The 24,823-nt window shown below is 40.4% G+C and carries 30 protein-coding genes; 23 read left to right on the top strand and 7 right to left on the bottom strand.

Going from position 1 to position 24,823, the window contains the following annotated elements; translation table 11 throughout:
• The first annotated feature begins 1 nt into the window (after position 1).
• The 21 genes from N2257_00425 (at position 2) to N2257_00325 (ending at position 16,675) form a co-directional block, all read left to right on the top strand.
• Positions 2-136, top strand: a complete 135-nt coding sequence (locus N2257_00425) for a hypothetical protein (GenBank protein ID MCX7792861.1) — start codon at positions 2-4, stop codon at positions 134-136.
• 118 nt (positions 137-254) lie between these two features.
• Positions 255-608 carry a cytochrome P450 gene (locus tag N2257_00420; GenBank protein ID MCX7792860.1) on the top strand — a complete coding sequence of 118 codons (354 nt, stop codon included), beginning with the start codon at positions 255-257 and terminating at the stop codon, positions 606-608.
• Positions 609-698: 90 nt separating this feature from the next.
• Entirely contained in the window at positions 699-1,400 is a 702-nt protein-coding gene (gene flgF / locus N2257_00415) for a flagellar basal-body rod protein FlgF (protein MCX7792859.1), read from the top strand.
• A 21-nt stretch (positions 1,401-1,421) separates the two neighbouring features.
• Entirely contained in the window at positions 1,422-2,210 is a 789-nt protein-coding gene (gene flgG, locus N2257_00410) for a flagellar basal-body rod protein FlgG (GenBank protein MCX7792858.1), read from the top strand.
• A 2-nt stretch (positions 2,211-2,212) separates the two neighbouring features.
• Positions 2,213-2,863 carry a flagellar basal body P-ring formation chaperone FlgA gene (gene flgA, locus N2257_00405; GenBank protein ID MCX7792857.1) on the top strand — a complete coding sequence of 217 codons (651 nt, stop codon included), beginning with the start codon at positions 2,213-2,215 and terminating at the stop codon, positions 2,861-2,863.
• Positions 2,864-3,628 carry a flagellar basal body L-ring protein FlgH gene (locus N2257_00400; protein ID MCX7792856.1) on the top strand — a complete coding sequence of 255 codons (765 nt, stop codon included), beginning with the start codon at positions 2,864-2,866 and terminating at the stop codon, positions 3,626-3,628.
• A 65-nt stretch (positions 3,629-3,693) separates the two neighbouring features.
• Positions 3,694-4,752, top strand: coding sequence for a flagellar basal body P-ring protein FlgI (locus N2257_00395; protein ID MCX7792855.1), 1,059 nt, complete (start codon positions 3,694-3,696; stop codon positions 4,750-4,752).
• Positions 4,753-4,759: 7 nt separating this feature from the next.
• The gene (locus N2257_00390) at positions 4,760-5,455 is read left to right on the top strand and encodes a peptidoglycan DD-metalloendopeptidase family protein (GenBank protein MCX7792854.1); all 696 of its coding nucleotides are present in this window, start codon (positions 4,760-4,762) and stop codon (positions 5,453-5,455) included.
• Between the two features lie 46 nt (positions 5,456-5,501).
• Positions 5,502-5,795 carry a flagellar biosynthesis anti-sigma factor FlgM gene (gene flgM, locus N2257_00385; GenBank protein MCX7792853.1) on the top strand — a complete coding sequence of 98 codons (294 nt, stop codon included), beginning with the start codon at positions 5,502-5,504 and terminating at the stop codon, positions 5,793-5,795.
• Complete coding sequence (locus N2257_00380) at positions 5,792-6,232, top strand: flagellar protein FlgN (GenBank protein ID MCX7792852.1); 441 nt, start codon at positions 5,792-5,794, stop codon at positions 6,230-6,232. Before flgM ends, N2257_00380 begins: the two co-directional genes overlap by 4 nt.
• A 1-nt stretch (position 6,233) precedes the next feature.
• Positions 6,234-7,844, top strand: a complete 1,611-nt coding sequence (flgK, locus tag N2257_00375) for a flagellar hook-associated protein FlgK (GenBank protein ID MCX7792851.1) — start codon at positions 6,234-6,236, stop codon at positions 7,842-7,844.
• 7 nt (positions 7,845-7,851) lie between these two features.
• Positions 7,852-8,913, top strand: coding sequence for a hypothetical protein (locus tag N2257_00370; protein MCX7792850.1), 1,062 nt, complete (start codon positions 7,852-7,854; stop codon positions 8,911-8,913).
• Positions 8,914-9,162: 249 nt separating this feature from the next.
• Complete coding sequence (locus N2257_00365) at positions 9,163-9,747, top strand: FmdE family protein (GenBank protein ID MCX7792849.1); 585 nt, start codon at positions 9,163-9,165, stop codon at positions 9,745-9,747.
• Between the two features lie 12 nt (positions 9,748-9,759).
• Positions 9,760-10,434: an ABC transporter ATP-binding protein gene (locus N2257_00360; GenBank protein MCX7792848.1), complete on the top strand. Its 675-nt coding sequence runs from the start codon at positions 9,760-9,762 to the stop codon at positions 10,432-10,434.
• A gap of 269 nt (positions 10,435-10,703) precedes the next feature.
• Positions 10,704-12,428, top strand: a complete 1,725-nt coding sequence (locus tag N2257_00355) for an NAD+ synthase (GenBank protein MCX7792847.1) — start codon at positions 10,704-10,706, stop codon at positions 12,426-12,428.
• Positions 12,428-12,694, top strand: a complete 267-nt coding sequence (locus tag N2257_00350) for a hypothetical protein (GenBank protein MCX7792846.1) — start codon at positions 12,428-12,430, stop codon at positions 12,692-12,694. The genes N2257_00355 and N2257_00350 overlap by 1 nt, the downstream gene beginning before the upstream one ends.
• Positions 12,695-12,716: 22 nt before the next feature.
• Complete coding sequence (locus tag N2257_00345; protein ID MCX7792845.1) at positions 12,717-13,187, top strand: ferritin family protein; 471 nt, start codon at positions 12,717-12,719, stop codon at positions 13,185-13,187.
• On the top strand, positions 13,148-14,011 hold the full coding sequence (rsmI, locus tag N2257_00340) for a 16S rRNA (cytidine(1402)-2'-O)-methyltransferase (protein ID MCX7792844.1): 864 nt from the start codon (positions 13,148-13,150) through the stop codon (positions 14,009-14,011). Before N2257_00345 ends, rsmI begins: the two co-directional genes overlap by 40 nt.
• On the top strand, positions 13,986-15,299 hold the full coding sequence (locus N2257_00335) for a radical SAM protein (protein ID MCX7792843.1): 1,314 nt from the start codon (positions 13,986-13,988) through the stop codon (positions 15,297-15,299). The genes rsmI and N2257_00335 overlap by 26 nt, the downstream gene beginning before the upstream one ends.
• Positions 15,289-15,549: a bacteriophage holin gene (locus N2257_00330; protein MCX7792842.1), complete on the top strand. Its 261-nt coding sequence runs from the start codon at positions 15,289-15,291 to the stop codon at positions 15,547-15,549. Before N2257_00335 ends, N2257_00330 begins: the two co-directional genes overlap by 11 nt.
• On the top strand, positions 15,542-16,675 hold the full coding sequence (locus N2257_00325) for a DUF362 domain-containing protein (protein ID MCX7792841.1): 1,134 nt from the start codon (positions 15,542-15,544) through the stop codon (positions 16,673-16,675). The genes N2257_00330 and N2257_00325 overlap by 8 nt, the downstream gene beginning before the upstream one ends.
• A 164-nt stretch (positions 16,676-16,839) precedes the next feature.
• Here N2257_00325 and N2257_00320 read toward each other — a convergent pair whose 3' ends face one another.
• The 7 genes from N2257_00320 to N2257_00290 are packed head-to-tail and all read right to left on the bottom strand — an operon-like array spanning position 16,840 to position 23,189.
• Positions 16,840-17,997, bottom strand: coding sequence for a class I SAM-dependent rRNA methyltransferase (locus tag N2257_00320; GenBank protein ID MCX7792840.1), 1,158 nt, complete (start codon positions 17,995-17,997; stop codon positions 16,840-16,842).
• 13 nt (positions 17,998-18,010) lie between these two features.
• Positions 18,011-19,198 (bottom strand): bifunctional glutamate N-acetyltransferase/amino-acid acetyltransferase ArgJ, encoded by a 1,188-nt coding sequence (gene argJ, locus N2257_00315; protein MCX7792839.1) that lies wholly within the window; start codon positions 19,196-19,198, stop codon positions 18,011-18,013.
• Entirely contained in the window at positions 19,195-20,229 is a 1,035-nt protein-coding gene (gene argC, locus N2257_00310) for an N-acetyl-gamma-glutamyl-phosphate reductase (protein ID MCX7792838.1), read from the bottom strand. Before argC ends, argJ begins: the two co-directional genes overlap by 4 nt.
• A 29-nt stretch (positions 20,230-20,258) precedes the next feature.
• A complete protein-coding gene (gene rpsI, locus N2257_00305; protein MCX7792837.1) occupies positions 20,259-20,648 on the bottom strand; it encodes a 30S ribosomal protein S9 in 390 nt (129 codons plus the stop codon).
• A gap of 14 nt (positions 20,649-20,662) precedes the next feature.
• Positions 20,663-21,094: a 50S ribosomal protein L13 gene (rplM, locus tag N2257_00300; protein ID MCX7792836.1), complete on the bottom strand. Its 432-nt coding sequence runs from the start codon at positions 21,092-21,094 to the stop codon at positions 20,663-20,665.
• Positions 21,095-21,154: 60 nt separating this feature from the next.
• Complete coding sequence (gene truB / locus N2257_00295; GenBank protein MCX7792835.1) at positions 21,155-22,009, bottom strand: tRNA pseudouridine(55) synthase TruB; 855 nt, start codon at positions 22,007-22,009, stop codon at positions 21,155-21,157.
• Positions 21,993-23,189 carry a DUF401 family protein gene (locus tag N2257_00290; protein MCX7792834.1) on the bottom strand — a complete coding sequence of 399 codons (1,197 nt, stop codon included), beginning with the start codon at positions 23,187-23,189 and terminating at the stop codon, positions 21,993-21,995. Before N2257_00290 ends, truB begins: the two co-directional genes overlap by 17 nt.
• A gap of 88 nt (positions 23,190-23,277) precedes the next feature.
• Here N2257_00290 and N2257_00285 point away from each other — a divergent pair, with 88 nt between their 5' ends.
• Both N2257_00285 and N2257_00280 read left to right on the top strand, forming a co-directional pair.
• Positions 23,278-24,045, top strand: coding sequence for an ABC transporter ATP-binding protein (locus N2257_00285; protein ID MCX7792833.1), 768 nt, complete (start codon positions 23,278-23,280; stop codon positions 24,043-24,045).
• A gap of 2 nt (positions 24,046-24,047) precedes the next feature.
• Positions 24,048-24,806, top strand: coding sequence for an ABC transporter permease (locus tag N2257_00280; GenBank protein MCX7792832.1), 759 nt, complete (start codon positions 24,048-24,050; stop codon positions 24,804-24,806).
• Positions 24,807-24,823 lie beyond the last annotated feature (17 nt).

The following is a 24,823-nucleotide window of genomic DNA, read 5'->3' as shown; positions in this document are numbered from 1 at the left end:
TATGAAGGTGGAATCAATAAATCCATCAGGAAGTGCCACACAGAGACAGGAGACACAGCAGAAAAAGAAGCAGAAGAAGAGACCGGATGCCTTTCAGGCAAAAGCAAAAGAAGGAAAGGTGGATATAAAGGTCTGAGGCGACTTCCGGATGGTAGATTTTTAAATTGAACTATTAAAAGGGGAGTCATTATTAAGAGAATGCGCTTTTTCTTTAAAAAGTTCCTGAAATATTAAATCAGGGCAGGAGGTATTTTATGTTAAAGAGATTTTTAAAAATAGGTGATCGAACCAGTGAGTCAAGAGAGCTCAGAGAGATAGGTGAGCTTGTGATCAAAAGAATTGACAGAAAGATCAGTGAACTTAAAACAATTGAAAAAAAAGTTGAGCAGAAGATTGATGCCCTGAAGGTATTAATTCAGAAGGCTGAGGAGCTTCACCAGAGGGATATTAGAAAGGAGGAGATCATCTCTCTCTACAGAAAGGGTTTGAAGATTGACGATATTGCCTCGAGCCTCAAAATCCCCTCAGGGGAGGTTGAGCTTGTGCTAAGACTGTGCAAAAATTATCCTCAGGGAAAAAATTTCCTGTCAGATTCCCGACAGTTTTAAAACTTCAGTTCTTTTTTAAAAAAAATTTTTTTATTTTTCAACAAATAATAATTTTTTTTCTCTGGCATCAGATTTGCTAAATCATTTGGCATGCATAAAGGAATTTATATAGCCCTTTCAGGAGCATTGATGAAACAGAGGGAGCTTGAGCTTCTTTCAGAGAACATTGCAAATTCTGATACCCCGGGTTATAAATCTGCAAATATTTCCTTCAGAGATTATCTCATAAGTAAAGAACAGGATGATTCAAGGATAATGACCTATCTTAGCAATATGTCTGTCCAGTTTACACCAGGAGTTTTTATTAATACGGGAAAGATTCTCGATATAGCAATTGAGGGAAAGGGTTTTCTTAGCCTTGAGGGAGGTTTTTATACGAGAAGGGGAGACCTCAGAAAGACAGATGAAGGTTATCTTGTAACCTCCACTGGCAGGAAAGTTATGGGGAATAACGGTCCAGTCCGGATATCTGAGGGAGAGGTAGAGATTAAAGAAGATGGAAGTATATACGTTGATGGGAACATGATTGATAAACTTAAGATCGTTGATTTCGATGACCCCAGCGCATTAAAGAGAGCTGGTGAAGGTTTATACGAGACAGTGAATAATACTTCTGGAAGAGCCTCTTCATCAAGAATCCTTCAGGGATATATAGAAGGCTCAAATGTAGAGATAGTCAGAGAGATGGTAAAACTTATTTCAACAATGAGGGAGTTTGAGACCTTCCAGAAGGCAATACAGACCCTTGATGAGGCAGCTGGGAAGATAAACAATGAAATGGCAAGGATATAAAATTCTGAAAAGGAGGTAATTATGTTGAGGTCCCTTTTTATATCAGCATCAGGTATGGAGGCACAGAGGCTTAATCTTGATGTAATAGCAAATAATCTTGCAAATGCAAATACAGTGGGTTTCAAGAAGAGCAGGGCAGACTTTCAAGACCTTATGTATCAGACCATAAAATCTCCGGGTGCCACCTCTGCAGAAGGACTCCAGATACCATCAGGCATAATGATAGGACTTGGTGTAAGGCCGGTAGCTGTTCAGAAGATATTCACGCAGGGAGATTTTATCCAGACAGGTAACAGCCTTGATATGGTTATAGAGGGAGATGGTTTTTTCCAGATAGTAATGCCCGATGGGACAATAGCATATACAAGGGCTGGTGCCTTTAAGCTTGACAGCGAGGGAAGAATAGTAAATTCTGAAGGATATCCTCTTGAGCCAGCTATCACAGTACCTGCTGATACTATAAGTATCACAATAGGTTCTGATGGAAAGATTACAGTGCTTCAGTCTGGAGGTGCTACACCAGTAGAGATCGGCCAGATAGAGATAGCAAAATTCACAAATCCTGCCGGTCTCATGCCAGTGGGAAAGAATCTTTTTATACCAACGGCATCATCAGGAGAGGCAATTACAGGCATTCCGGGTTCGGAGGGTATGGGAACAATTGCTCAGGGATTTCTTGAGATGAGCAATGTAAATATTGTAGAAGAGATGGTGAATATGATTATAAGCCAGAGGGCCTATGAGATAAATTCAAAGGCAGTCCAGGCCTCAGATGAGATGTTGCAGGCAGTGAATAATCTTAAGAGGTAGAGATGAGATATCCCTTGATAGTGATATCATTCCTTATCCTCTCCTACACCTTGTCCTTCGGCAGTGAAGGAGTAGAGGAAATATTGAGGGAGGCTCTCATAAAGTATTATAACTGTGATGATGTGAAAATAGAGAACCTGAGGTTTTCGGCTCCTTTAACCAGTCAGGCAGTTGATATAAAAATAGAAGAGACTCCTCAGGGTCTAACAATCTTTAATATAAAGATGGCTGACGGAAAAAGTATAAGGGCTAATGCAAGGATAACCCTGCTCAGAAAGGTAGTTGTGAGCAGAAGACCATTGAAGAGAGGATTTCCTGTTACTGAAGAGGATTTAACATCAAGGCTTGCTGACCTAAGGAGAATACCTCAGGGAGCCTTCCAAGAGCCCCATGATATTACAGGCAAAATCGTCAACAGAAACCTGGCACCGGGAGTCATAATTACAGATGGAATGCTTGCAGGGAAGGATTCTATTAAAAGGGGTAAGAAGATATTAATAATTGCTGAATCCCTTAACTTCAGAATCTCGGTGCCAGGAGAATTAAGAGAAAATGCTGTTGTAGGCGGATATGCCAGGGCAATTAATCTCCTGACAAAGAAGACAGTATCAGGTATCCTTATCGATGAGAATACAATGAGGGTGGAGTTTTAGATGAGAGATAGAGTCATCAGACAGTTTGGGCATGATAGAGGATACAGGTCGGAATATTCAGGATTTAAAATTAAAAAAACAATAAAAAATTCGCTTTTGCTCTATTGTTTTACTGCGCTGATAATCTGTAGCTGTGCCACGCCCAGCCTGCCGCCTCCTCCGCCAAAATATGTTAATAAAGAAGAGTCAGCAATAGAGAAAACAAGAAACTCCCTCTGGACAGACGGAGGTGCACTTTTTGAAGATCTGAAGGCAAGAAGACTCAATGATATAGTGACCATTAAGGTGATGGAGAACATAGCCGGTTCAGGAAAGGCAGATACATCTACAAAGAGGGATTCAAGCCTTGAGGCTGGAGTTGATGAGTTTTTTGGTGCTCCTCTTAACCTTAATTTAAGGAATTTTTACGGTCAGGGATATACCTTCAGCCCATCTGTCAAAGGTGGAATGAAGGATGATTTCAAGGGTAGCGGTGAGACAAACAGACAGGGCAGACTCATAGGCACAATCACCGCAAAGGTTGTTGAGGTCATGCCGAATGGAAATCTGATACTTGAGGCAAGGAAGGAGATTGTAATAAATAATGAAAAACAGATTTTCATTCTTAAGGGAATGGCAAGACCTGATGATATAGCAGTGGATAATACAATCCTGAGCACAAGACTTACGGATACAGAGATATACTTTGTCGGTAAAGGTGTGCTTCAGGATAAGCAGAAACCAGGATGGCTTGTAAGGATACTGGATAAGATATGGCCATTTTAAGCATTAAAGACTTAAGGGAAAAATTATTAAGGATAAGGACTTCAATCTTCTTACTACTCTTAACCTTGGTCCTTAATCCTCCTCTTTTACATGCTGAACGTATAAAGGATATAGCAAGGTTTGAAGGATACAGGGAGAACCAGCTAATAGGTTATGGGCTTGTAGTTGGTCTTGATGGCAGTGGTGACAAGGGTATTGCCACTATGCAGGCCATTGCGAATATGCTCCAGAGGATGGGTATTACAGTAAGACCTTCTGACATAAAGGCGAAGAATACAGCAGCGGTTATTGTTACAGCCCTCTTGCCACCCTTCCCAAAACCAGGGATGAGGGTGGATGCCCTCGTCTCCACCATTGGAGATGCAAAGAGTCTCCAGGGTGGAACCCTCCTACTCACCCCCTTGAGAGGTCCTGATGGCAAGGTCTATGGCCTTGCCCAGGGCCCTGTCTCCATCGGAGGTTTTACAGGTGGAGGCGGTGGTACAAGGGTTCAGAAAAACCACCCGACAGCGGGAAAGATCCCTGAAGGAGTGATAATAGAAAGAGAGCCAGACTTTACACTCTCAGCTGACGGAAATATAAGGCTCTTTTTACTGAGACCTGATTTTTCAACAGCCTATGAGATTGCTAATAAGATAAACGAATTCTTCGGTAATGAGACAGCAATTGCTCAGGATTCAACATCTGTAAAAATAAGATTTCCGGAGCAATACAGAGAAAGGCCTGTGGAATTCCTCTCACTTATAGAAGGCATAGATATAAGGGTTGACAATTCAGCAAAGGTCGTTATAAATGAGAGAACAGGCACTGTTGTGATTGGTGAGAATGTGAAGCTCGCACCTGTTGCAATTGCCCATGGAAATCTAACCATAGAGATAAAGACTACATACAGGGTTTCCCAGCCACCTCCTCTTGCACCCGAAAGCGCAGAAACAGTTGTCGTTCCTGAAAAAGAAGTGAAGGTAGAGGAAGAGAAGGCATCACTTGTGGAAGTATCTGGAGCAACACTTGGTGAGATCATAAGGGCTCTAAATGCCCTAGGAGTAACACCAAGAGACCTGATAGCAATACTTCAGGCCCTTAAAAGTGCAGGTGCACTTAGAGCCGAGATTGAGATAATGTGAGTTTAATATGAGGATAAATCATTTAATAGAGCACCAGACCGGCAGATCCTTAGAGCCACAGGAAGGGAGAAGAAATATAAGAGAAGTTTCTAAGGAGCTTGAGTCACTTTTTCTCTATGAGCTCCTCAAGATAATGAGAAGGACTGTAGGTTCTCAGGACTCTCTTCAGAAGGATGTATACACTTCTCTCTTTGACCTTGAGCTATCAAAATTACTTGCTGAAAGGGGTACCGGTCTTCAGAAGGTAATAGAGAGACAGCTTCTAAATTCTCCTCTATTATCCACGGGATTGGACTTAAACTCAAATCCTGTTCTGCCGGCAGATGGAGCTGTGACCTCTAAATTTGGCGAAAGGCTTCATCCTTTAACAGGTAAATGGAGCCTTCATAAAGGGATCGACATTGCTGCTCCTTATGGTTCTCCTGTAAGGGCTGTCAGGGATGGCAAAGTTATCTTCAGCGGATATACGGACGGCTACGGAAACCTTGTTGTTATAGATCATGGAGATGGAATTCTAACAAGATACGCTCATAACAGAAAAAATATGGTTAAAGAAGGTGATAGGGTTAAAGCAGGTGACATTATTGCAGAGGTTGGAAGTTCAGGACTTTCTACCGGCGCCCATCTTCATTTTGAGGTCTTTCTTGATGATAAACCCATTGATCCTGAAAGGTTTTTTAAAATTAAAGACAGGGTGGCCTGATGCCGATTAATAAAACAAAAGACCTGTTCAAAAAGGAGGTATTTTAATGAAGATTCACGGAGAAAGGCCTTTAAATTCACAGGTATCAGGTCAGGAACTAAAAAAGATCTCAGAGCAACAGACTATCAATATCCAGAAAAAAGAAGTTTCCCAATCACTGAGAAACGACAGAGTTGATATCTCGGAAAGGGCAAAAGAGGCAGCCAGGTTGATGGAAGAACTCAAGAGCCTTCCAGAGATAAGACAGCAGAAGATTGATGAATTGAGGGAGGCAATAAAGAGCGGTAAATACATGGTTGATTCAATAAAGCTTGCAGAGAAGATATTAAGGGAGCTATGAGCGAACTTGAACTTATAAAGGATATCCTGAGACAGCAGGTTCTCGGTTATCATGCACTTAAAGAGATACTCCAGAAAGAGAGGATCTGTCTTACTGACCTCAGATCCTCTGAGATTGAGGGGCTCGCAAAAGAGAAAGACCTCATGGTGATGAGACTGAGACTTCTTGAGGAAGAAAGGATAAGGCTACTGAGAAGGCTTAAAGAGAAGATCAAAACAGAAAAGGAATTGAACCTTAGAAAGCTTTATGAAATTACAGGTGATGAGGAATTTTTGAGATTAAGGTCAGGACTGCTCTCCCTCACGCAGGCCATATCTGAACTGAATGATTTTAACAGAGTTCTGATTGAACGCACCCTAAACTATATAAGAGGTGCTTCATCCCTACTTGATTCCTTTGGTGTGAGAGTAGAGAGGGACTTTAGCAGGGAGGCGTAGGATGTCTATCTTCGGATTGTTTGACATAGGAAAATCAGCGCTCTTTTCCAGTCAGCTCGGCCTTTATGTTACAGGTCATAATATAGCAAATTTAAACACTCCCGGTTTTAACAGACAGGAGATCATCCTTGAGACATCCAGTCCTGTTTTCACAGATGGAGGATTTCTGGGTAGGGGTGTCAGGGTAGCCGGTATAAAAAGACATTTTGATAGATTTATATACAATCAGCTTTTTATTCAGGAACAGAGACTGGGCATGTCAAGAATCCTGAGTAATACCATGTCAAGAATAGAAACAACATTTAATGATATAAAGAATTTAGGACTCTCTGGTGCCCTCCAGGAGTTTTTTAATGCCTGGCAGGAGGTAGTCACATCTCCTGAATCCCTTCCTGCCAGGAACCTTTTAATCTCCAAGGCACAGACCTTTTTGAATGTGGCAAAGGAGATGGAGGGTTCTGTTAAGGATATACTGAAGGAAATAGAGGTATCAATCGGAGTTTCTATAGATAGGATAAACAGCCTTATTTCAAAAATAGGGGAATTGAATGGCAAGATTCTTCAGGTAGAGTCAGGTCTTTCTCACAGGGCAAATGATCTTAGAGATCAGAGAGAGGGATTATTAAGAGAGCTTTCAGGATTGATTAACGTAAGCTATTATGAGGAAGACAATGGCTCCATAACAGTTACCCATGGTACATTCCCTCTTGTAGAGAGGGAGAAGGCTTACCGAATTTCATCTGCAATAAGTACTGATGGTAAAAGAAGGATTTATGTATCAGGACAGGACATTACAGAGACCATAATATCCGGAGAACTTGGAGGACTCCTTTCATCAAGGTCAGATATTGAGAGGTATCAGTTATCTGGTTTTAGAAGGCTTATTGCGTCAATAATAAAGGAGATAAACCTACAGCACAGGCAGGGTTATGGACTTGATGGTAGCACGGGAAATAACTTCTTTACACCATTAAGCCTGCATATTGACAATTACACAAAGAATGCTGCAGCCACTGCTAATATATCTGATATAACACAGCTTACGCTTGATGAATACGAGATAAGCTTTGACTCTACTAATTATTATGTCCGTTCTCTTCAGACTGGTTCTCTTATAACAAGTGGTCCTTATGTGTCCGGCAATACAATAAGCTTTGAAGGTATAGATATCTCAATCTCAGGAGCAGTGCTCCACGATGAAAGGATAGTAATAAGTCCTTTGAAGAATATTTTGACAGATGCAAAGATAACTGTGGATGCCCTGAAGATTGCTGTCTCGTCTTCTTCCTCGTCCCTTCCCTCTGATAATATTAACGGCCTGTACATTCTCAATATCTTCCAGACACCCCTTTCATCCCTTGGTGGAGCCACATTCATTGATTACTACAGAGAGCTCGTTAGCACAACTGCAACTTTGAGCAGAACAGCTCAGGACAGTATGAGGTTTGAACAGAATCTTATGGATGAGATAATTAAGCAGAGAGAAGCCCTTTCAGGTGTATCCCTTGATGAGGAGGCAGTGAACCTTATAAAGTTTCAGAGGGCTTTTGAGGCCGGAGCAAAGGTGATAAAAGTGGCTGATGAACTCCTTGAAACAATAATAAATCTATGAGGATAACATGAGGATCACCTCACTGATGATTTATGAGCAGTTAAGGAAAGGACTCCAGAGCTCTCTTGAAGAGCTTTCGAGGAGAAATGAGGAACTTGCAACCGGGAAAAAGATTCTTAAACCTTCTGATGACATTACAGGCTCATCAAGAGCAATTGATTACCGGGTCAGTATATCTTTTTTAGAGCAGCTAATAAGAAACAGTACATCAGGAGACCTCCAGTTCAAGTTCACTGACAGGATACTCAGCTCAGCAGCAGACACTCTTGTAAAACTCAGGAAACTCACTTCTTCAGGAATCAATCCATCAGATCCTCAGGACAGGGAGTTTAATTCACGACAGGCTGCGATGTTGAGGGATTACCTGCTACAGTTGTCAAATAGCAGATTATCCGAAAGGTATATTTTTTCTGGTTTCAAAACCTCTAAGGAGTCCTTTGTGTATAATCCTGCAACCCGAAGATATGAATATCAGGGAGACTCTGGTGAGTTAAATATTCCTTTGAGTAATGATTCCTATCTATCTGTAAATATACCTGGTTCAAAGGTCTTCAGCACCACCCTGAGAGGGATGAATCCGGCCAGGCTTTCTGACGGAACTCCGGTAAATTATGTTGAGAGCCTTGACCCCGTAAGCGGTGTCAACACAATTACAATTGAAATAGGAGTAACCGGAGATCCCGAACATGACATATTCACAGTAACAAATATAATGGACATGGCAAATGTCCTGAGTTATGCCTGGAGGTATGAGGACATTGATGGTTCATCAATAAGTGAAGCTAAGGCAATGCACAGAATAGAGGTTCTCTCCTTTCTGATAGATGACGCAAGGGTTCAGATCCTTGAGAAGCAATCTGAAAATGCTACAAGGCAGGTCTTTTTATCACAGGAGACAGAGAGGGTAAAGAACCTTTTGAATAATATAAAAAATAATCTTTCAATTACAGAAGATGCCAACCTTACAGAGGTTGCAGTGGAGATAAAAAAGGCAGAAACAGCCCTTGAGGCACTGAGACTTGCATCATCAAGAATCCTTTCAGGTTCACTCCTTGATTTTTTGAAATGAGAGATTTGATTAATGTTAGAAGACCTTTGTATCCTGAAATATCACTGAAGTTTTAAGCACCGACCGAAATAATCTTTTTTTAAAACTCACTTAGCTAATTTACATTCACACCCCTTTAGTGTTGTAAGTGAATATCATAGATTTCTATAGGCAATTAAGGCTATTGATAAATTGACAGATCCTTAACCTTCTTGGTATATTTCTCAAAAGTGATATTGATGAGTAGCTATATCCTTTTGGGAGGATTCAATGAAATCCTATGATGATGTGGTGAAATTTCACGGTCACAGCTGTCCTGGCCTTGCCCTTGGTTACAGGGTTGGCTTGAGGGCCTTAAAGGAACTTGGTCTTGAGCAGGGCTCTTCTGATGAGGAGATTGTTGCCATTGTGGAGAATGATTCCTGTGCAGTTGATGCAATACAGGTTATTACAGGATGCACCTTTGGAAAGGGAAATCTAATATTTAATGATTATGGAAAACAGGTTTATACTATTGTAAAGAGACCATCTGGTGAGGGTGTGAGGATATCAATTGATTACATACCGCCCGAGGAGTCAGCCGAGGAGAGGGAAGCATGGAGGAGGTATTCAGAGGGAGATCGTTCAGAGGATGTACTCAAAATAGTCCACTCAAGAAAGGCAAAGAAGCTAGCAGCAATACTAGATGCTACTGATGAAGAGATAATGAAGTTGACAAAGGTAAAAATTGAACTTCCAAAGGAGGCAAAAATATACAGGAGTGTAAGGTGTGAGGTCTGTGGAGAAAAGGTTGCTGAGCCAAAGGCAAGACTTAAGGAAGGTAGAATATTATGTATACCATGCTTTCAGCTGTGATGAGATTTAAGCATGTTTATTGATGTAAAGAATCTTTCAAAACATTATTTCATTGGCTCTGAAGAGATAAAGGCAGTTGATAATGTGACATTTAATATAAAGAAAGGAGAGTTTGCATCTATTGTTGGTCATTCAGGAAGTGGAAAGACCACACTCTTGAGTCTCATCGGAGGATTAACAAAACCTGATTCAGGAAGCATTGTTATTGATGGAATAGAAATACTTAATCTAAGTGATGATGAACTTTCAGAATACAGAAATAAAAAGGTCAGCTTTGTATATCAGTTTTCAAGTTTAATACCCACACTTACAAGCCTTGAGAATGTACTGCTTCCTGCAATATTTTTAAAGGAACGAAGAACAGGTCTTGTTTCAAAGGCAAAGGACCTATTAGCACTTGTTGGGCTAAAGGACAAAATGAATGCCTATCCATCACAGCTTTCAGGTGGCCAGCAGAGAAGGGTTGCCATAGCAAGGGCTTTTATAAATGACCCGGAGCTTGTACTTGCCGATGAACCAACAGGTGACCTTGATGAGGAGACAGAAAAGGAGGTGATGACATTATTTGAGAGATTTAACACGGAAAAGGGCATAACCTTTATTCTTGTAACACACAGCAGTGAACTGGCGCGACATGCTTCAAAAAGATTTCATATGAGCTCCGGGAAACTTAGTGAAATTGCTTAATATTCAGGGGTATTGAAATTTTTTTTATTCTTATCTGGTTCATTAATCACACCTCAAAATTCATTTCCATTGTGAATGAGGCTATTATCAATTGAATAATAAATTCTGTAGCTCTGTAAAGACTTTAGACAGTCATTCCATTTTTCTCTGAATCTAAGATGATCTGTTCTCAAGGTCTCAAGAGCGAGACAAAAAACTTAATATTCAGAAAGTCTCTTAACTTTTTTATAAAAGTCATGCCCATCTTTTTTTCTGGTATAATAACCATTATGAAGATAGTTAGAATAGCTCTTGCGCAGATAAATACTACGGTTGGTGACCTTGAAGGAAATGTCAGAAAGATAAAGGCTTACATTAATAAAGCTGTTGAAAGAGGTGCTGATATCGTTGCCTTTCCCGAGCTGTCTATTACAGGTTATCCTCCTGAGGATCTTCTTTTAAAACCGCAGTTTATAAAAGATAATATGGAAGCACTTTATGAGATAGTTTCATCTACAGGTGATATTATTGCTGTAGTTGGATTCGTAAACAGATCAGATGATATATACAATGCAGCGGCAATAATCCATAACAGAAGACTTGTTGATGTTTATCACAAAAATTATCTTCCCAATTACGGAGTCTTTGATGAGTTCAGGTATTTCCAGACTGGTTCGAGAAGGCCGGTTTACAGGGTGGGTGATATAGTCTTTGGAGTGAGTATCTGTGAAGACATCTGGTATCCTGATGGACCTCCAACAATTCAGGCGCTGCACGGTGCTGAGTTGCTTATTAATATCAATGCCTCACCCTATCACAGGAGAAAAATAATTGAAAGGGAAAGGATGCTTTCTACAAGGGCTCTGGATAATTCAGCAGTGGTGTGCTATGTAAATGCAGTTGGTGGTCAGGATGAGCTTGTTTTTGATGGTGGTAGCATGGTTATTGATGAGACGGGTAAGGTTATTGCAAGGGCAGCCCAGTTTGAAGAGGTACTGCTTGTGGTTGATCTTAATGTGGAATCTGTCTTTACAAGACGGCTGAAGGATATTAGGAGAAGGCAGGCTGTTGCTGGACTTAAGGAAAACAGGATTGAGCTTATAAGGATTGAAAGAGAAATACCTTTTAGAGAAAAGCTCAGGGAGGTCCCATCACTTCCAGCCTTGCTTGATGAGGAAGAAGAGATATACAGAGCCCTTATTCTTGGCACAGCTGACTATGTAAACAAGAATGGATTTAAAGGCGTTTTAATAGGTCTGAGCGGAGGAATAGATTCTTCCCTTGTAGCAGCCATTGCTGTTGACGCCCTCGGAAAGGAAAGGGTCACAGGTGTTTTCATGCCTTCTCAATATACATCCTCTGAAAGCAGGGAGGATGTTGAGGAGCTTGTGAGGAATCTTGATATAAAGCTTATAGAGCTTTCCATTACAGATATCTTTGGATCTTATATTGCTGAATTAAGATCTATTTTCAAGGATCTTCCAGAGGATGTAACAGAAGAAAACATCCAGGCCCGGATAAGGGGTAACCTGCTGATGGCCCTTTCTAATAAATTCGGTCATCTGGTTCTCACCACAGGGAATAAATCAGAGCTCAGTGTTGGTTATGCAACACTTTACGGTGATATGGCTGGTGGTTTTGCGGTAATAAAGGATGTACCCAAAACTATGGTGTACAGGCTTGCAAGGTGGAGAAACTCAAAATCCCCTGTAATACCTGAGAGGGTTTTTATAAAACCGCCATCAGCGGAATTGAGACCCGGTCAGAAGGATACTGATACCCTACCACCCTATGATTTGCTTGACCCTGTACTCAAGGCTTATATAGAAGAGGACAGGAGCTTTGATGAGATAATAGTGGCAGGATGTTCTGAAGAATGCGTTAAGAATATTATAAGAATGGTTGACAGGAGTGAATACAAACGAAGACAATCTCCTCCTGGTATAAAGATAACCCGCCGTGCCCTGGGAAAAGACAGGCGATTCCCAATAACCAACGCATATAGGAGTTTCTGATGAAGAATATTTTTATCATTATTTCTCTATTTCTCATTTTCTCAGGATGCTCGGAAGAGCAGGTGAAAGAGTCAGACAGGGAATTAAGGATTGAAACCCTTCCTCAGGTCCAGCAGGTCAGGCCTGAAAAACCTGTTAAAATAAAACTGAAGAGAGATATACAGGGAAGATATTCCTGGGAGCTTAGCGGTGATAATCCGGAGGAGATTATAAAGATTGATAAAAGATTGAGAAAGGCATTCATTCCTGAGCAATCAGGACAATAATTTCTATTGATAGGAGGTTACCATGGCATTTACAGTCCATGAGGTTATTGAACAGGCAGTCCAGACAGAAAAACTTGGTTATGACTTTTACACTCAGATGTCCCAGAGATTCAAGGACCAGGAAGAGCTCAGGAAGCTTTTTGATATCCTTGCTGAAAAAGAATTAAGACACGAAAAGACATTTAGAGAGCTGCTTGAGATCACTGGAGATTCAGAACCCGAGGGATGGGAAGATATTTCTGCCTATATGAGAGCTATAGTGGAGTCAGAGTTCTTCCTTGGAAAGAATAAATCTCTTCCATCAATGGCTAATATAAAGACCGTTGAAGATGCTGTGAAATTTGCAATAGGTTTTGAAAAGGAGACACTGCTTTATTTCCATGGTATCAGGGATGCAGTGAAAGAAAAGGAGATTGTTGATGAGATAATAAATGAAGAAAAGAGCCATATAATGTGGCTAACGAGATTCAGGGATTCCTTTACAAAGAAATAATGCCTGGTGTCCTTTACATAGTTGCTACACCAATAGGAAATCTTGAAGACATTACTCTGAGGGCTCTCAGGGTTCTAAAAGATGTTGATTTTATCGCTGCTGAGGATACGAGGCATTCTTTAAAGCTTCTGAATCATTATGATATAGAAAAGCCTCTTCTCAGTTACTGGAGTGAAAGGGAGAAGGTTCGTTCAGATGAGATAATTAACCTTCTCAAGCAGGGAAGATCTGTTGCCCTCATATCTGATGCTGGTACTCCGGGTATATCAGACCCCGGTGCTGTGCTTATTGGAAGGGCAATAGATGAAGGTCTTACTGTTGTACCTGTTCCTGGAGCTTCTGCCCTTATAGCAGCCCTGAGTATCTCAGGACTTCCTACAGAGGAGTTTACTTTCTGTGGTTTTCTCCCTCCCAGAAGGGCAGAAAGAATCAGGAAACTTGAATTGCTTAAATTTGAAAGAAGAACACTGGTATTTTATGAAGCACCACACAGGCTTCTGGAGACAGTAGAGGATTTTCTGGAGGTCTTTGGTGGAGAAAGAAGGGTCGCTATTTTCAAAGAATTAACAAAGATTCATGAACAGGTATTCAGGGGTAGTATTCAGGAGGTTTATTCAAAACTTCTTGAATCTGTAGTTGCTGGTGAATATGTGATAGTCCTTGAGGGAAGTGGTAAAATTCTTTCTTCTTTTGAAGAGGCTCTTGAAGAGGTTAAGGTGCTAATGAAACAGGGTATGGGAAGAAAAGAGGCTGTAAAGACAGTTGCTGAACATTATAATCTATCAAGTAAGGAACTCTATGACAGGAGCCTTAAAGAGCAGTAAAGACTATCCACTTCCTGTAATTACAGGCTCCAGGGGAAATATATACGAAATAGAGGATTATAGGGCTGCAGGAATGTCAGGAGGATATTTTTTGCCTCTTGAGCCTTCAGACCTTATACCTGTTCCAGAGGGTACAAAATTTTTCTATATACCTGATTCAGTTCCTGTTGCCTACAGAGATAAACGGCTCGTAAGCATTGAGGGTGTTATGGCAGTTGCTGCCTTTCTCCCTCCGGGTTATACAAGGACTATGTTACCTGCCTATGAACAGAGAAAATCTACTGTCCTTCCCCTCTGGTCCTATACTGCAATTGCCTGGTACAGAGGAAGGTTTCATGCTGCTGCAGTGAAGGTAGCCTGGCACAGAAAGGCCGATCCAATGCTTCATGACGACAGAAAACTTCTGCCCCTTATACAAAAGAGACTTTCTGAATATAAGGATAACAGACTCCTCAGGCATCTTAAAAGATGTGCTTTAGAGTATCATTGCTTTGCAGCAAAGAATGTATTCTTTCAGAGATGGGAGGCGCCGGTTCCGACCTCACCAGGCTGTAATGCCAGATGCATAGGCTGTCTTTCCCATCAGGAAGGTGAATGCTGTGCATCTCAGGAGAGGATAAAATTCGTTCCATCACCTGAAGAGATAAGGGATATATGTGTACCACACCTTAAATATGGAGAAGATGCAATTGTTAGTTTCGGACAGGGGTGTGAGGGAGAGCCATTGCTACAGGCTGATATAATAGAGGAGGCAATAAGATTGATAAGAAAGGAGACAGAGGAAGGGATAATAAATCTAAATACTAATGGATATTCTCCTGAAAAGATAAAAAGACTTGCTGATGCAGGACTCCAGAGTATAAGGATAAGCCTTAATTCAACAATAGAGGATAGATACAATGCCTATTACAGACCAAAAGGGTATACATTCAAAGATGTAATCGAGTCTCTGAGGGTTTCAAAGAAAGCCGGACTTTTCACGAGCATAAACCTTCTTGTATTTCCTGGTTACACTGACAGAGATGAGGAGGTCAATGGGCTCATAAGATTAATTGGTGAAACCGGAATTGACCTTATACAGATGAGAAATCTTTCTATAGATCCCTATTTATATATGAAACATATTAAGAGACCTTCAGGCCATGCTATGGGAATAAAGAATTTAATAGAAAGTCTCAGGATGCAATTTCCACAGCTTAGAATAGGTTATTTTAATCTCTCAAAAAGGGAGATGGAACAGAATAATATACATAAAACCCTTACATCTGGAGGCTGTCATGAAACTTAGACCTCTTTATATTGGAATGAGTATAGGTATTGTATGGGGATTATCTCTATTCATTACTACCTGGCTTTCCTATTACACCGGATATGGAAAGCTTTTTCTTGAAGTGCTTGCAGGTTCTATATATCCTGGTTACAGAATAAGTCCTCTTGGAAGTTTTCTCGGGCTTATCTATGGTTTCGTTGATGGTCTTGTTAGCGGTTTCTTAATCGGGATTATTTACAATAAACTTTCGGGGGAAAAAAATGGCTGAAAAGGTCGCTAATGTTTATTTTGCTTCTGCAAGGGTTAAGAAATGGAAATATTCAGAAAGCCTTCCCGGTAAACTTGAAAGACTTCTTAAAGAGATAAATCTCAATAATTACTTTGAAAAGGGTGAATGGGTTGCCATAAAAACCCATTTTGGTTCTGACGGAGCTCACAGAATAGTAAGACCTGTTTTTCTGAGAAAGGTAGTAGAGGGCCTGAAGAGTATCGGTGCAAAGCCTTTTATAACTGACACTGTGAGGATAAAGGGTCTTGATTATCTTGAGGTGGCAAACCAGAATGGAATAAATCATCTTTCCTGCGGTGCACCTGTGGTGCTTGCTGACGGACTTTACGGAAATGACAATATTATGGTTAAGGCTGGTGAGATACTTGGAGAGATTGCTGTTGCCTCTGTAATTTATGACGTTCCTGCCATGGTGGTTTGCAGCCATTTTAAGGGTCATATAAATGCAGGTTTCGGAGGTGCTATTAAAAACCTCGCTATGGGTGCTGTGAGTGGTGCTCACAGACACTGCGGCTGGAAATGCGGAAGGGGTGCAATGCATACCATAGGAGAGGGGATGCTTATATGGGATAAAGAGAAATGCGAGCTCTGTCTTCAGTGCGAGGAGATATGTCCTCTTGAGTGTATTGAATTTAAAGAGGGTGAATTCTCCTATGATGATGAAAGGTGCTGGAGATGTGGCAGGTGTACAAGGGTATGTCCTGAGGGAGCACTTATGCTTCCAGGAGATGATGAGCTTTTTATGAGGTCTCTTGCAGAGGCTGCCATGGCAGTTCTCAGCACCTTCAAGCCCGGAAAGGTTATTTATATTAATTTTCTTACAGAGATTCAGCCTGAGTGTGACTGCATGCCGGCTGCTGAGGTGCCAGTAATTCAGGATCAGGGTATCCTTATTTCCGATGATATAGTCGCAATTGAGCAGGCAAGCCTTGACCTTATCACCGGAAAAGCCCCTTTACCGCAGTCACTTGCAGAGGACATGGGTATAAAGCCTGGTGATGATATACTCCTTGGTCTTCATAAAAAACCTTATATCCTTCAGATAGAGGAAGCTGAGAGACTGGGTCTGGGAACAAGAAAGTATAATTTATCAACCTTATCATAAAAAAGAGGCTACCGTCCGTGGGAATTGGACAGGCAGCCTAAGGGGAGGTAACGAGGCGTTTGATTATATTAATATCAGAAATTTAGCTAATTGTCAAGCATTAAGTTTAGATTATATCAAATTATAATTTTAGAAAGTCTAAAAAATTGCTAAAAATCAAAGACTTATAAAACCTGAAGAATTGCACACTTGAGGTATTCTGTTTCAGGAACATGGAGTAGCACCGGGTGATCCTTTGCCTGTGAGCGGAATTCAATCAATCTTATTGTCCTTCCAGCACCCCTTGCTGCTTGTCTTAATAAGTCAAAAAAGAGTTCTCTTGATATATGATGGGAGCATGAGGATGTTGCAAGTATTCCATCTTTTTTAAGAAGTCGCATACAAGTGCTGTTGATAAATCTATAGCCCTTCAGGGCCTCTTCTATCTTTGTCTTTGTCTTAACAAAGGCAGGCGGATCAAGAACAATGAAATCAAATTTTTCATCAGAATGTTTTGAGAGAAAGTCAAAGACATCAGCTTTTAGAAAAGTGCATCTTTCAGAAAGCCCATTCAGTTCTGCATTTTCCTTTGCCAGTGAGAGTGCTCTCTCCGAGTCATCAATAAAGAGCACATGTGCTCCATTTTTTGCAAGCTGCAGTCCCCAGGCACCTGTGTAGCAGAAAAGATCAAGCCCCTTTCCTCCTTTTATAAAATCTGAAAGGGCTAATCTGTTCTCTCTCTGGTCAAGAAAAAAACCTGTCTTCTGACCGTGAACAGGGTCAATTTTTAAGAGTATATGGCCTTCTCTAATCACCGGAAAGGATTCTCCTGTGCCTTTCAGAAACTCTGTTTTTAATTCAAGACCCTCAAGAACCCTTGAGGGAGCGTCATTTTTAACAAATATGGTAGAAGGTTTTATTAAGGTATCAAGGATTTCGATTATCTGAGGAAGGAACCTATCCATACCTGCTGTAAGACTCTGGATAACAAGCCAGTCAGAGTACTTATCCACTATAAGACCTGAAAGGAGATCGGATTCGCTATATATTAGCCTGCATGACTCTGTATCAGGCAAAAATCTTTCTCTGTAAGAAATGGCTTCCCTGATCCTTTTTTCAAAAAAAATAGAATTTATTTTTTCTTTTCTTCTTGTGAGGACCCGTACAGCAATATTAGAATAAGGATTGATATAACCGATACCCAGGAATTGTTCTTTTCTGTCCCTGAGCTCAACAATAGAGCCTGGTTTATAATTTTTTATTGAACTATCTATTTCCTGTTTAAAAACCCACAGATGGCCTGAAAGAATGCGTGAAGTTTTTTTTAAATAAAGAACCTCCATTTATAAATTGAAACTATGTCCTGTATGTGGCGTTTATTCTTACATAATCTTCAGAAAGGTCGCAGGTCAGCACCGTGAAGTCCTCCTGACCGACGCCGAGATCTATAATTATATTAAGCTCTTTTGAAGTCTTAAGTAGTTCATTTGCGGTAGAATCATTCCCTGCACTCAGACCCCTTTTTACAATCTGAAGATGATTAAAATATATATCAATACGTTCTTCCAGGACCTTTGCTCCTGATGCACCCAAACTTGCCATTATCCTTCCCCAGTTTGCATCATTTCCATAGAGAGCTGTTTTTACAAGCAGGGAATTGGCTACTGCCCTTGCTGCAAGTTCTGCATCTTTTTTGCTAGTCGCTCCCTTTACAATAACCTTTATACTCTTCGTTGCACCTTCACCGTCTTTAACAATCATCCTTGCAAGCTCTTCTGTGACAGAAATAAGGGAGTTTTTGAAATCTTTGTAAAATCTGGATTTTAATGTTATTGTATCATTTCCTGCAAGGGAGTTTGCCATGATCATAACCATATCATTTGTTGAGGTTGCGCCATCAATGGTAATCCTGTTAAAGGTAAGGTCAACTGCTTCCTTTAAAGCCTTTGCCAGGCTGATTCTTTCAACAGATAGATCAGTGATAATAAAACATAGCATGGTGGCCATTGAGGGGTTTATCATGCCAGCACCTTTAGCAATAGCTGAGATTGTTCCTGTCTCGGTACCGATCTTAAGTTCAGTGGATATGTATTTTGGAAAGGTATCAGTTGTCATTATGGCTCTCGCAACATCCTCAAAGGTTGACCTGCCGAGACCGGCTATCAGACCCGGAATAGCAGATTTTATTCTCTCCATGGGTAGCGGGATTCCTATAACGCCAGTTGAAGCAGGATAGATATATCGTTCATCCACTCCGAGCCCCTTTGATATCAGCCTTATAATCTCCTGGGTATCTTCCAGACCTTTTTTTCCTGTACAGGCATTTGCATTACCACTGTTTGCAATAATAATTCTTGCTTTCTGGGAGGGAATTTTTTTCATTGCGATCTTAACAGGAGCTGCCTTGATTAGATTCTTTGTGAAAACTGCAAAAGCAGTAGCCTCCACATCTGAGTAGATAAGGGCGAGATCTTTCCTGCCAGGCCTTTTTATAGCAGCCTCTGTTACCGCAAATTTAAAACCTCTTGGTATCTTTATACTCATGGGAAAAGCGAGATACCTCTCAGTCCTTTTGTCTCTTCGATGCCGAGGATAATGTTCATGTTCTGTATTGCCTGACCGGCTGCGCCCTTCACAAGGTTATCTATTGCTGACACCACTATTAGCGTGCCTGTTCTTTTATTCACCACCGGTTTAATATCACAGAAGTTTATACCCCTTACATATTTTATGTCAGGAAGATGATCAGTAATTCTTATAAATAACTCCATTTTATATGCTTCTCTGTAGAGGTGAAGTATATCATCCTCTGAGATATCTTTTTTAAGTTTTACATAGGCTGTTGTGAGTATCCCCCTGTCTAGGGGAAGGAGATGGGGTGTAAAATTTATTCTTACAGATCTACCTGATATCTCGTTAATTATCTGTTCTATTTCAGGAGTATGTCTGTGATTTGTTATACCGTATGCTCTGAATGATTCATTCACCTCTGAAAAAGAATAATTGAGCTCTGCTTTCCTTCCAGCTCCTGATACTCCTGATTTGGCGTCTATGATGATTGTGCTTTCATCAATAATACCAGCCTTTAATGCTGGATAAAGGGCAAGTATTGCACCTGTTGGATAGCAACCTGGATTTGCTATGAGAGAGGCTTTTTTAATCTTTTCTCTGTATAATTCAGGTAATCCATAGACAGCCTGCGAAAGAGTATCAACGAATCTATGGGGTGTTTTATACCATTGTTCATAAATATTAGGATCTTTCAGTCTATAGTCTGCTGAGAGATCTATAACCTTTTTGCCATTTTTGATCAGATAATCTGCTACTTCCTGAGATGTTCCATGAGGAAGAGCAAGAAAAAATATATCAGCCCTGTCTTTTATACTTTCCTTTTCAAGTGGTTCAAGGGTGAGATCAGAAATTCCTTTCAGGTGCGGAAAGACCTCATAAATTTTTTTACCTGCTGATTTTTCAGATGTGAGAACTTTTATCTCTACATCTGGATGCTGTAGCAGGAGTCTTAAAAGTTCAACACCTGTGTAACCACTTCCTCCGCATATAGCAACTGAAAACATATATCTGATACTGTATTGAGATTGAACGATTACCTCTTTGAGAACTGGAATCTCTTTCTTGCCTTTTTCTGACCGTATTTCTTTCTTTCTACTTCTCTCGGGTCTCTGGTGAGAAGACCTTCTTTCTTGAGTCTCACCTTGAGGTCAGCATCAAGTTTAACGAGTGCTCTTGCAATACCATGCCTTAAGGCCCCTGCCTGTCCTGAAAGTCCACCACCCTCAACAAGTGCATATATGTCATATTTATTCAATGTGCCTGTTATTTCAAGAGGCTGTCTTATGACCATTCTCAGAGTTTCCCTTGGAAAATAGGAGTCAACCGGTTGATGATTCACAAGTATAGTTCCAGTCCCGGGTTTAAGCCATACCCTTGCAATAGATCTTTTTCTTCTTCCAGTAGCATTATAGGCAATTTTCATATCTATCCCTCCGCTTACCTGATATCCAGTTTTTCAGGTTTCTGAGCAGAATGGGGATGCTCAGGACCTTTATAAACTTTGAGTTTTTTAAACATCTGTCTTCCGAGTCTTCCCTTGGGTAGCATTCCCCATACGGCATCTTTTATCAATCTTTCCGGGTTCTTTTCAAGTATCTCCTTTGGAGTGGCTGCCTTCAGACCGCCTCTGTAACCCGAGTGCCAGTAATAAATTTTTTCAGTGAGTTTTTTCCCTGTTAGTCTTACCTTTTCAGCGTTGATAACTATTATAAAATCTCCTGTATCTGCATTAGGAGTGAAGGTGGGTTTATGCTTGCCCCTCAGATAGTGGGCTATGCGGGATGCAAGCCTTCCAAGGGTTGCTCCATCAGCATCAACAAGATACCATTTTCTTTCTACTTCTGATTCTTTAATAAAGGCAGTCTTCATAACCACTCCTTAAAAAGAAATTTGATAGAAAATTATGATAATTCAAATGGATATTATAAGTCAAGATATCAACCTTTCAGGTTTTATCCTTCCAGCCCTGACCTTACCCAGACCTAGAAATCCTTTTTCATCATAAAGTCTGACAAGATTACCTTCTATTAATTTAATGTTTGATGGGAGGTCTATAAACATTCCGTGCCTTATTGCATCTGCCTGTGCCTCTCTGAGCCTAATATCAGGAAATTCTGTTAAACCAGAATCTGGTGGAAGGAGTTTGTATCTTCCTGCTTTCAGGTCTTCTAGGCCGAAGGAATCCTCAATCCTAAAAAAACCCACTGCTGTTCTCACCAAATCTGTTATATGGGCAAAGGTGCCAAGATGAAGACCGATATCATCCACAAGTGTTCTTACATATGTACCCTTTGAACAGCTAACTCGTATTTTTATCAGGGGTAGATTGAATTCAAGGAGTTCAATATTATAAATATTCACCTCCTTAAGAGGTCTTTCGAACTCCACCCCCTTTCTTGCAAGCCTGTAAAGAGGAATCCCTTCTCTTTTAGCCGCTGAAAAGTACGGCACCTTCTGTAACTGTTTTCCTTCAAATTTTTTTATGGTATCCACGAAGATTTTTTCTGATACAGAGAAGTTTTCCTTTCTGTCTATTACCTTTCCCTCTGCATCAAAGGTATCTGTCCTCTCTCCGAGCTTCATCGTGATAATATATTCTTTATCAAGATTGCTATAATAACCAGCAAATCTTGTTGACTTTTCAAGGCATATAACAAGCACGCCTGTTGCTATAGGATCAAGGGTTCCTGTATGTCCTGCCTTTTTTATCCTGAGGATCCTTTTGACAGCAGTTACAGCATCCTGAGAGGTTATACCTCTGGGTTTATTAAGATTTAAAAGCATAATATACCGCTATTGAGCTCAGAAGCATGAGCATTATACCTGGAAGCAGTCTTTTATAAACTCCTGCCATATCAGCTTTAAAATATTCCCTGGTAAGAACAAGACAGAGATGTACTGGTGAGAGCAATACCCCTGCATAACCGGACACAAAGGCAAAGGCTAAAATAGAGAGGTCCTTACCTGCCATTGCAATTAAGAGCGGAAATGTGCTTCCTATAAAACCAACTACAAGACCTGTAAGAAGTCCTGCGATAAATGGCAGGATAAAGGCAATAAGTAAAACCGGCACCCCGGTTTCCACAAAATATCTATCCAGTCCTTCAACTGCACCTGATGCCTCCATCATGCCTTTTAGAAGCATAACTCCAGCTATTAGTAAAAAAACATCCTTTGAAAAGCCATATTTAAGTAAGCTAAAAATACCTTTGAATGACTCTTTATAGAAGATTATAAGCAGAATGAGAATTCCTATCAGCACCTGGTGAAGTTCTATTCCAAAAAGGGAGACCCCTCCTATTACAGCAATAACAGGCATAAGGGGTAAAAGAACATCACTTAATTTGGGCTTCTTGATTTTAGACTGGATGCTTCCTCTGATATCTTTGAGTCCTATAAAAAAGCCAGCAATGACCATTGTAATAGCAACGAGCATGTTGGCCGCAATAAAGCTTCTCAAAGGAATATTTGTTACTGCAGAAGCCAGAACAATTCCTGGATATAGAGGAAGTATGAGCTCCCAGGGATGTCTGAACCAGTAATTGATGTATGCCTTATGTTCACTGGTTAGATTAAGGTCCCTTGAGGATTCCTCAACCATTGGAGCTGAAAAATAGGCTCCACCAAGGGAGGGAAGCATACCTATAAGTAGCGGCATGGATATAATGACAAGTTTTCTCTTTTTTAATATTGAACCTGTTGCCTCTGTAATCTTCTGGAGCAATCCCTTTTCTCTTAATATCATCTCAAAGGATCTGATAAATGAAAGGGCAAGAAGCAATTTAAGACTAACAGGAGATGTGAGTGTTTTAAAGGATTCTGTGATTATTTTTTTAGGTGGCATAAGATAAAAAAGGGCTAGCAGAAAGGCGCCAAGTGACATCACCACACCGATGTGCCACTTCTTTCTTAGAAAAAGAATAATCAAGAATAAGACGAGTAAAATCCTGATAAGGTCAAGCATGAATAAAATTATAGCATATATTTATACAGACTTTTTAAGAACTGTCTCTTTCGTTGAGAGCGGGATATATTAGTTTATAATAATCATTATGGAAATAGTGAGGGCAGAGGCTCTTGTTAAAGAATACGATTCATTCAGAGCTGTTGACGGGATTAATTTTGAAATAAACGGGATGGAGTGTTTTGGTTTCCTCGGTCCAAATGGAGCCGGTAAGACAACAGTGATGAAGATGATACATTGCTTTATGCCCCCAACAGAGGGAATACTTACGGTTTTTGGTCTTGATGTAATAAGATATCCATCTGAGATAAAGTCGAGGCTTGGTGTTATGCCACAGGAAAATAACCTTGATCCGGATCTTTCTGTAATAGAAAATCTCATAGTTTATGCAAGATATTTTGGTATAAAAAAGAAGGATGCACTTAAAAGGGCTGAAAGACTGCTTGATTTTGTTGGTCTTCATGACAGGCTCAATACAAATGTGGAAGAACTTTCTGGAGGGATGAAAAGACGACTTGTCCTTGCAAGGGCCTTACTGAATGAACCTGATTTATTAATACTTGATGAGCCAACAACAGGTCTTGATCCTTTAAGCAGAAGACAGGTCTGGCAGATGATAAAAACAGAGCAGAAAAAGGGAAGGACCCTGATACTGACAACCCATTATATGGAGGAGGCTCAGCTTCTCTGTAACAGGGTAGCCATTATGGATTCAGGAAGAATAGTGGCAATGGGTTCCCCGGAAAACCTTATGAAAGAATACAGTGGTACCCTTGAAGATGTTTATCTGAAACTAACGGGTAAGAGACTAATAGAGGATACAGGTGAGGCAGTAGCTCTAGATGAAAGCAGGTGACTATGTTCAATCTTAAAAGGGCAATAAGCGTATGGCAGAGGAATTTTACTGTTTATAGAAAACTTTATAAATCAAGCATGGTTCTTAATTTTGTTGAACCACTGCTTTATCTCACAGCCTTTGGTATTGGACTGAGTACATACTTAAAAGAAATAAATGGAATACCATATATAAAATTCATCGCACCTGGCATAGTTGCCTCTTCATCTGCCTTTGCCGCAACCTATGAATGCACCTATGGAACCTATGTGAGGATGCATTACCAGAAAACCTTTGATGCTATACTTGCAACACCTGTAAATCTGAATGACCTCATAGCCGGTGAAATTCTCTGGGGAGCTACTAAGAGTCTGATCTACGGCACAATCATTATATCTGTAATCTCTATAGCAGGTCTCGTTGATTCATGGACAATTATACTGGCTATACCACTTATATTCCTTTCGGGGCTCTTATTCTCTGAGATATCAGTTATTACATCAGCAACTGTTCCGGGCATTGATTCCTTTAATTACTTTTATACCCTTTTTATGACTCCGCTATTTTTGTTTTCAGGGATATTTTTTCCACTAGAGGGGCTTCCAGAAATCATAAAGAAAATTTCCTTCTTAAACCCGCTCTATCACATGGTAGAGATAATGAGGGCTTTTTCGTCAGGAAATATGTCCCGGAGCCTGCCTCATATATCATGGATTCTTATCATAAACATCTTGCTTATCAGTCTACCTTTCAGGCTCATGAAAAGAAGGCTGATAAAATAATCCTGCATGGCTTTAAA

Source organism: Thermodesulfovibrionales bacterium (assembly GCA_026417875.1).
In the GTDB taxonomy this organism is placed as follows: domain Bacteria; phylum Nitrospirota; class Thermodesulfovibrionia; order Thermodesulfovibrionales; family CALJEL01; genus CALJEL01.
This window is presented reverse-complemented; position numbering and strand designations above follow the sequence as displayed.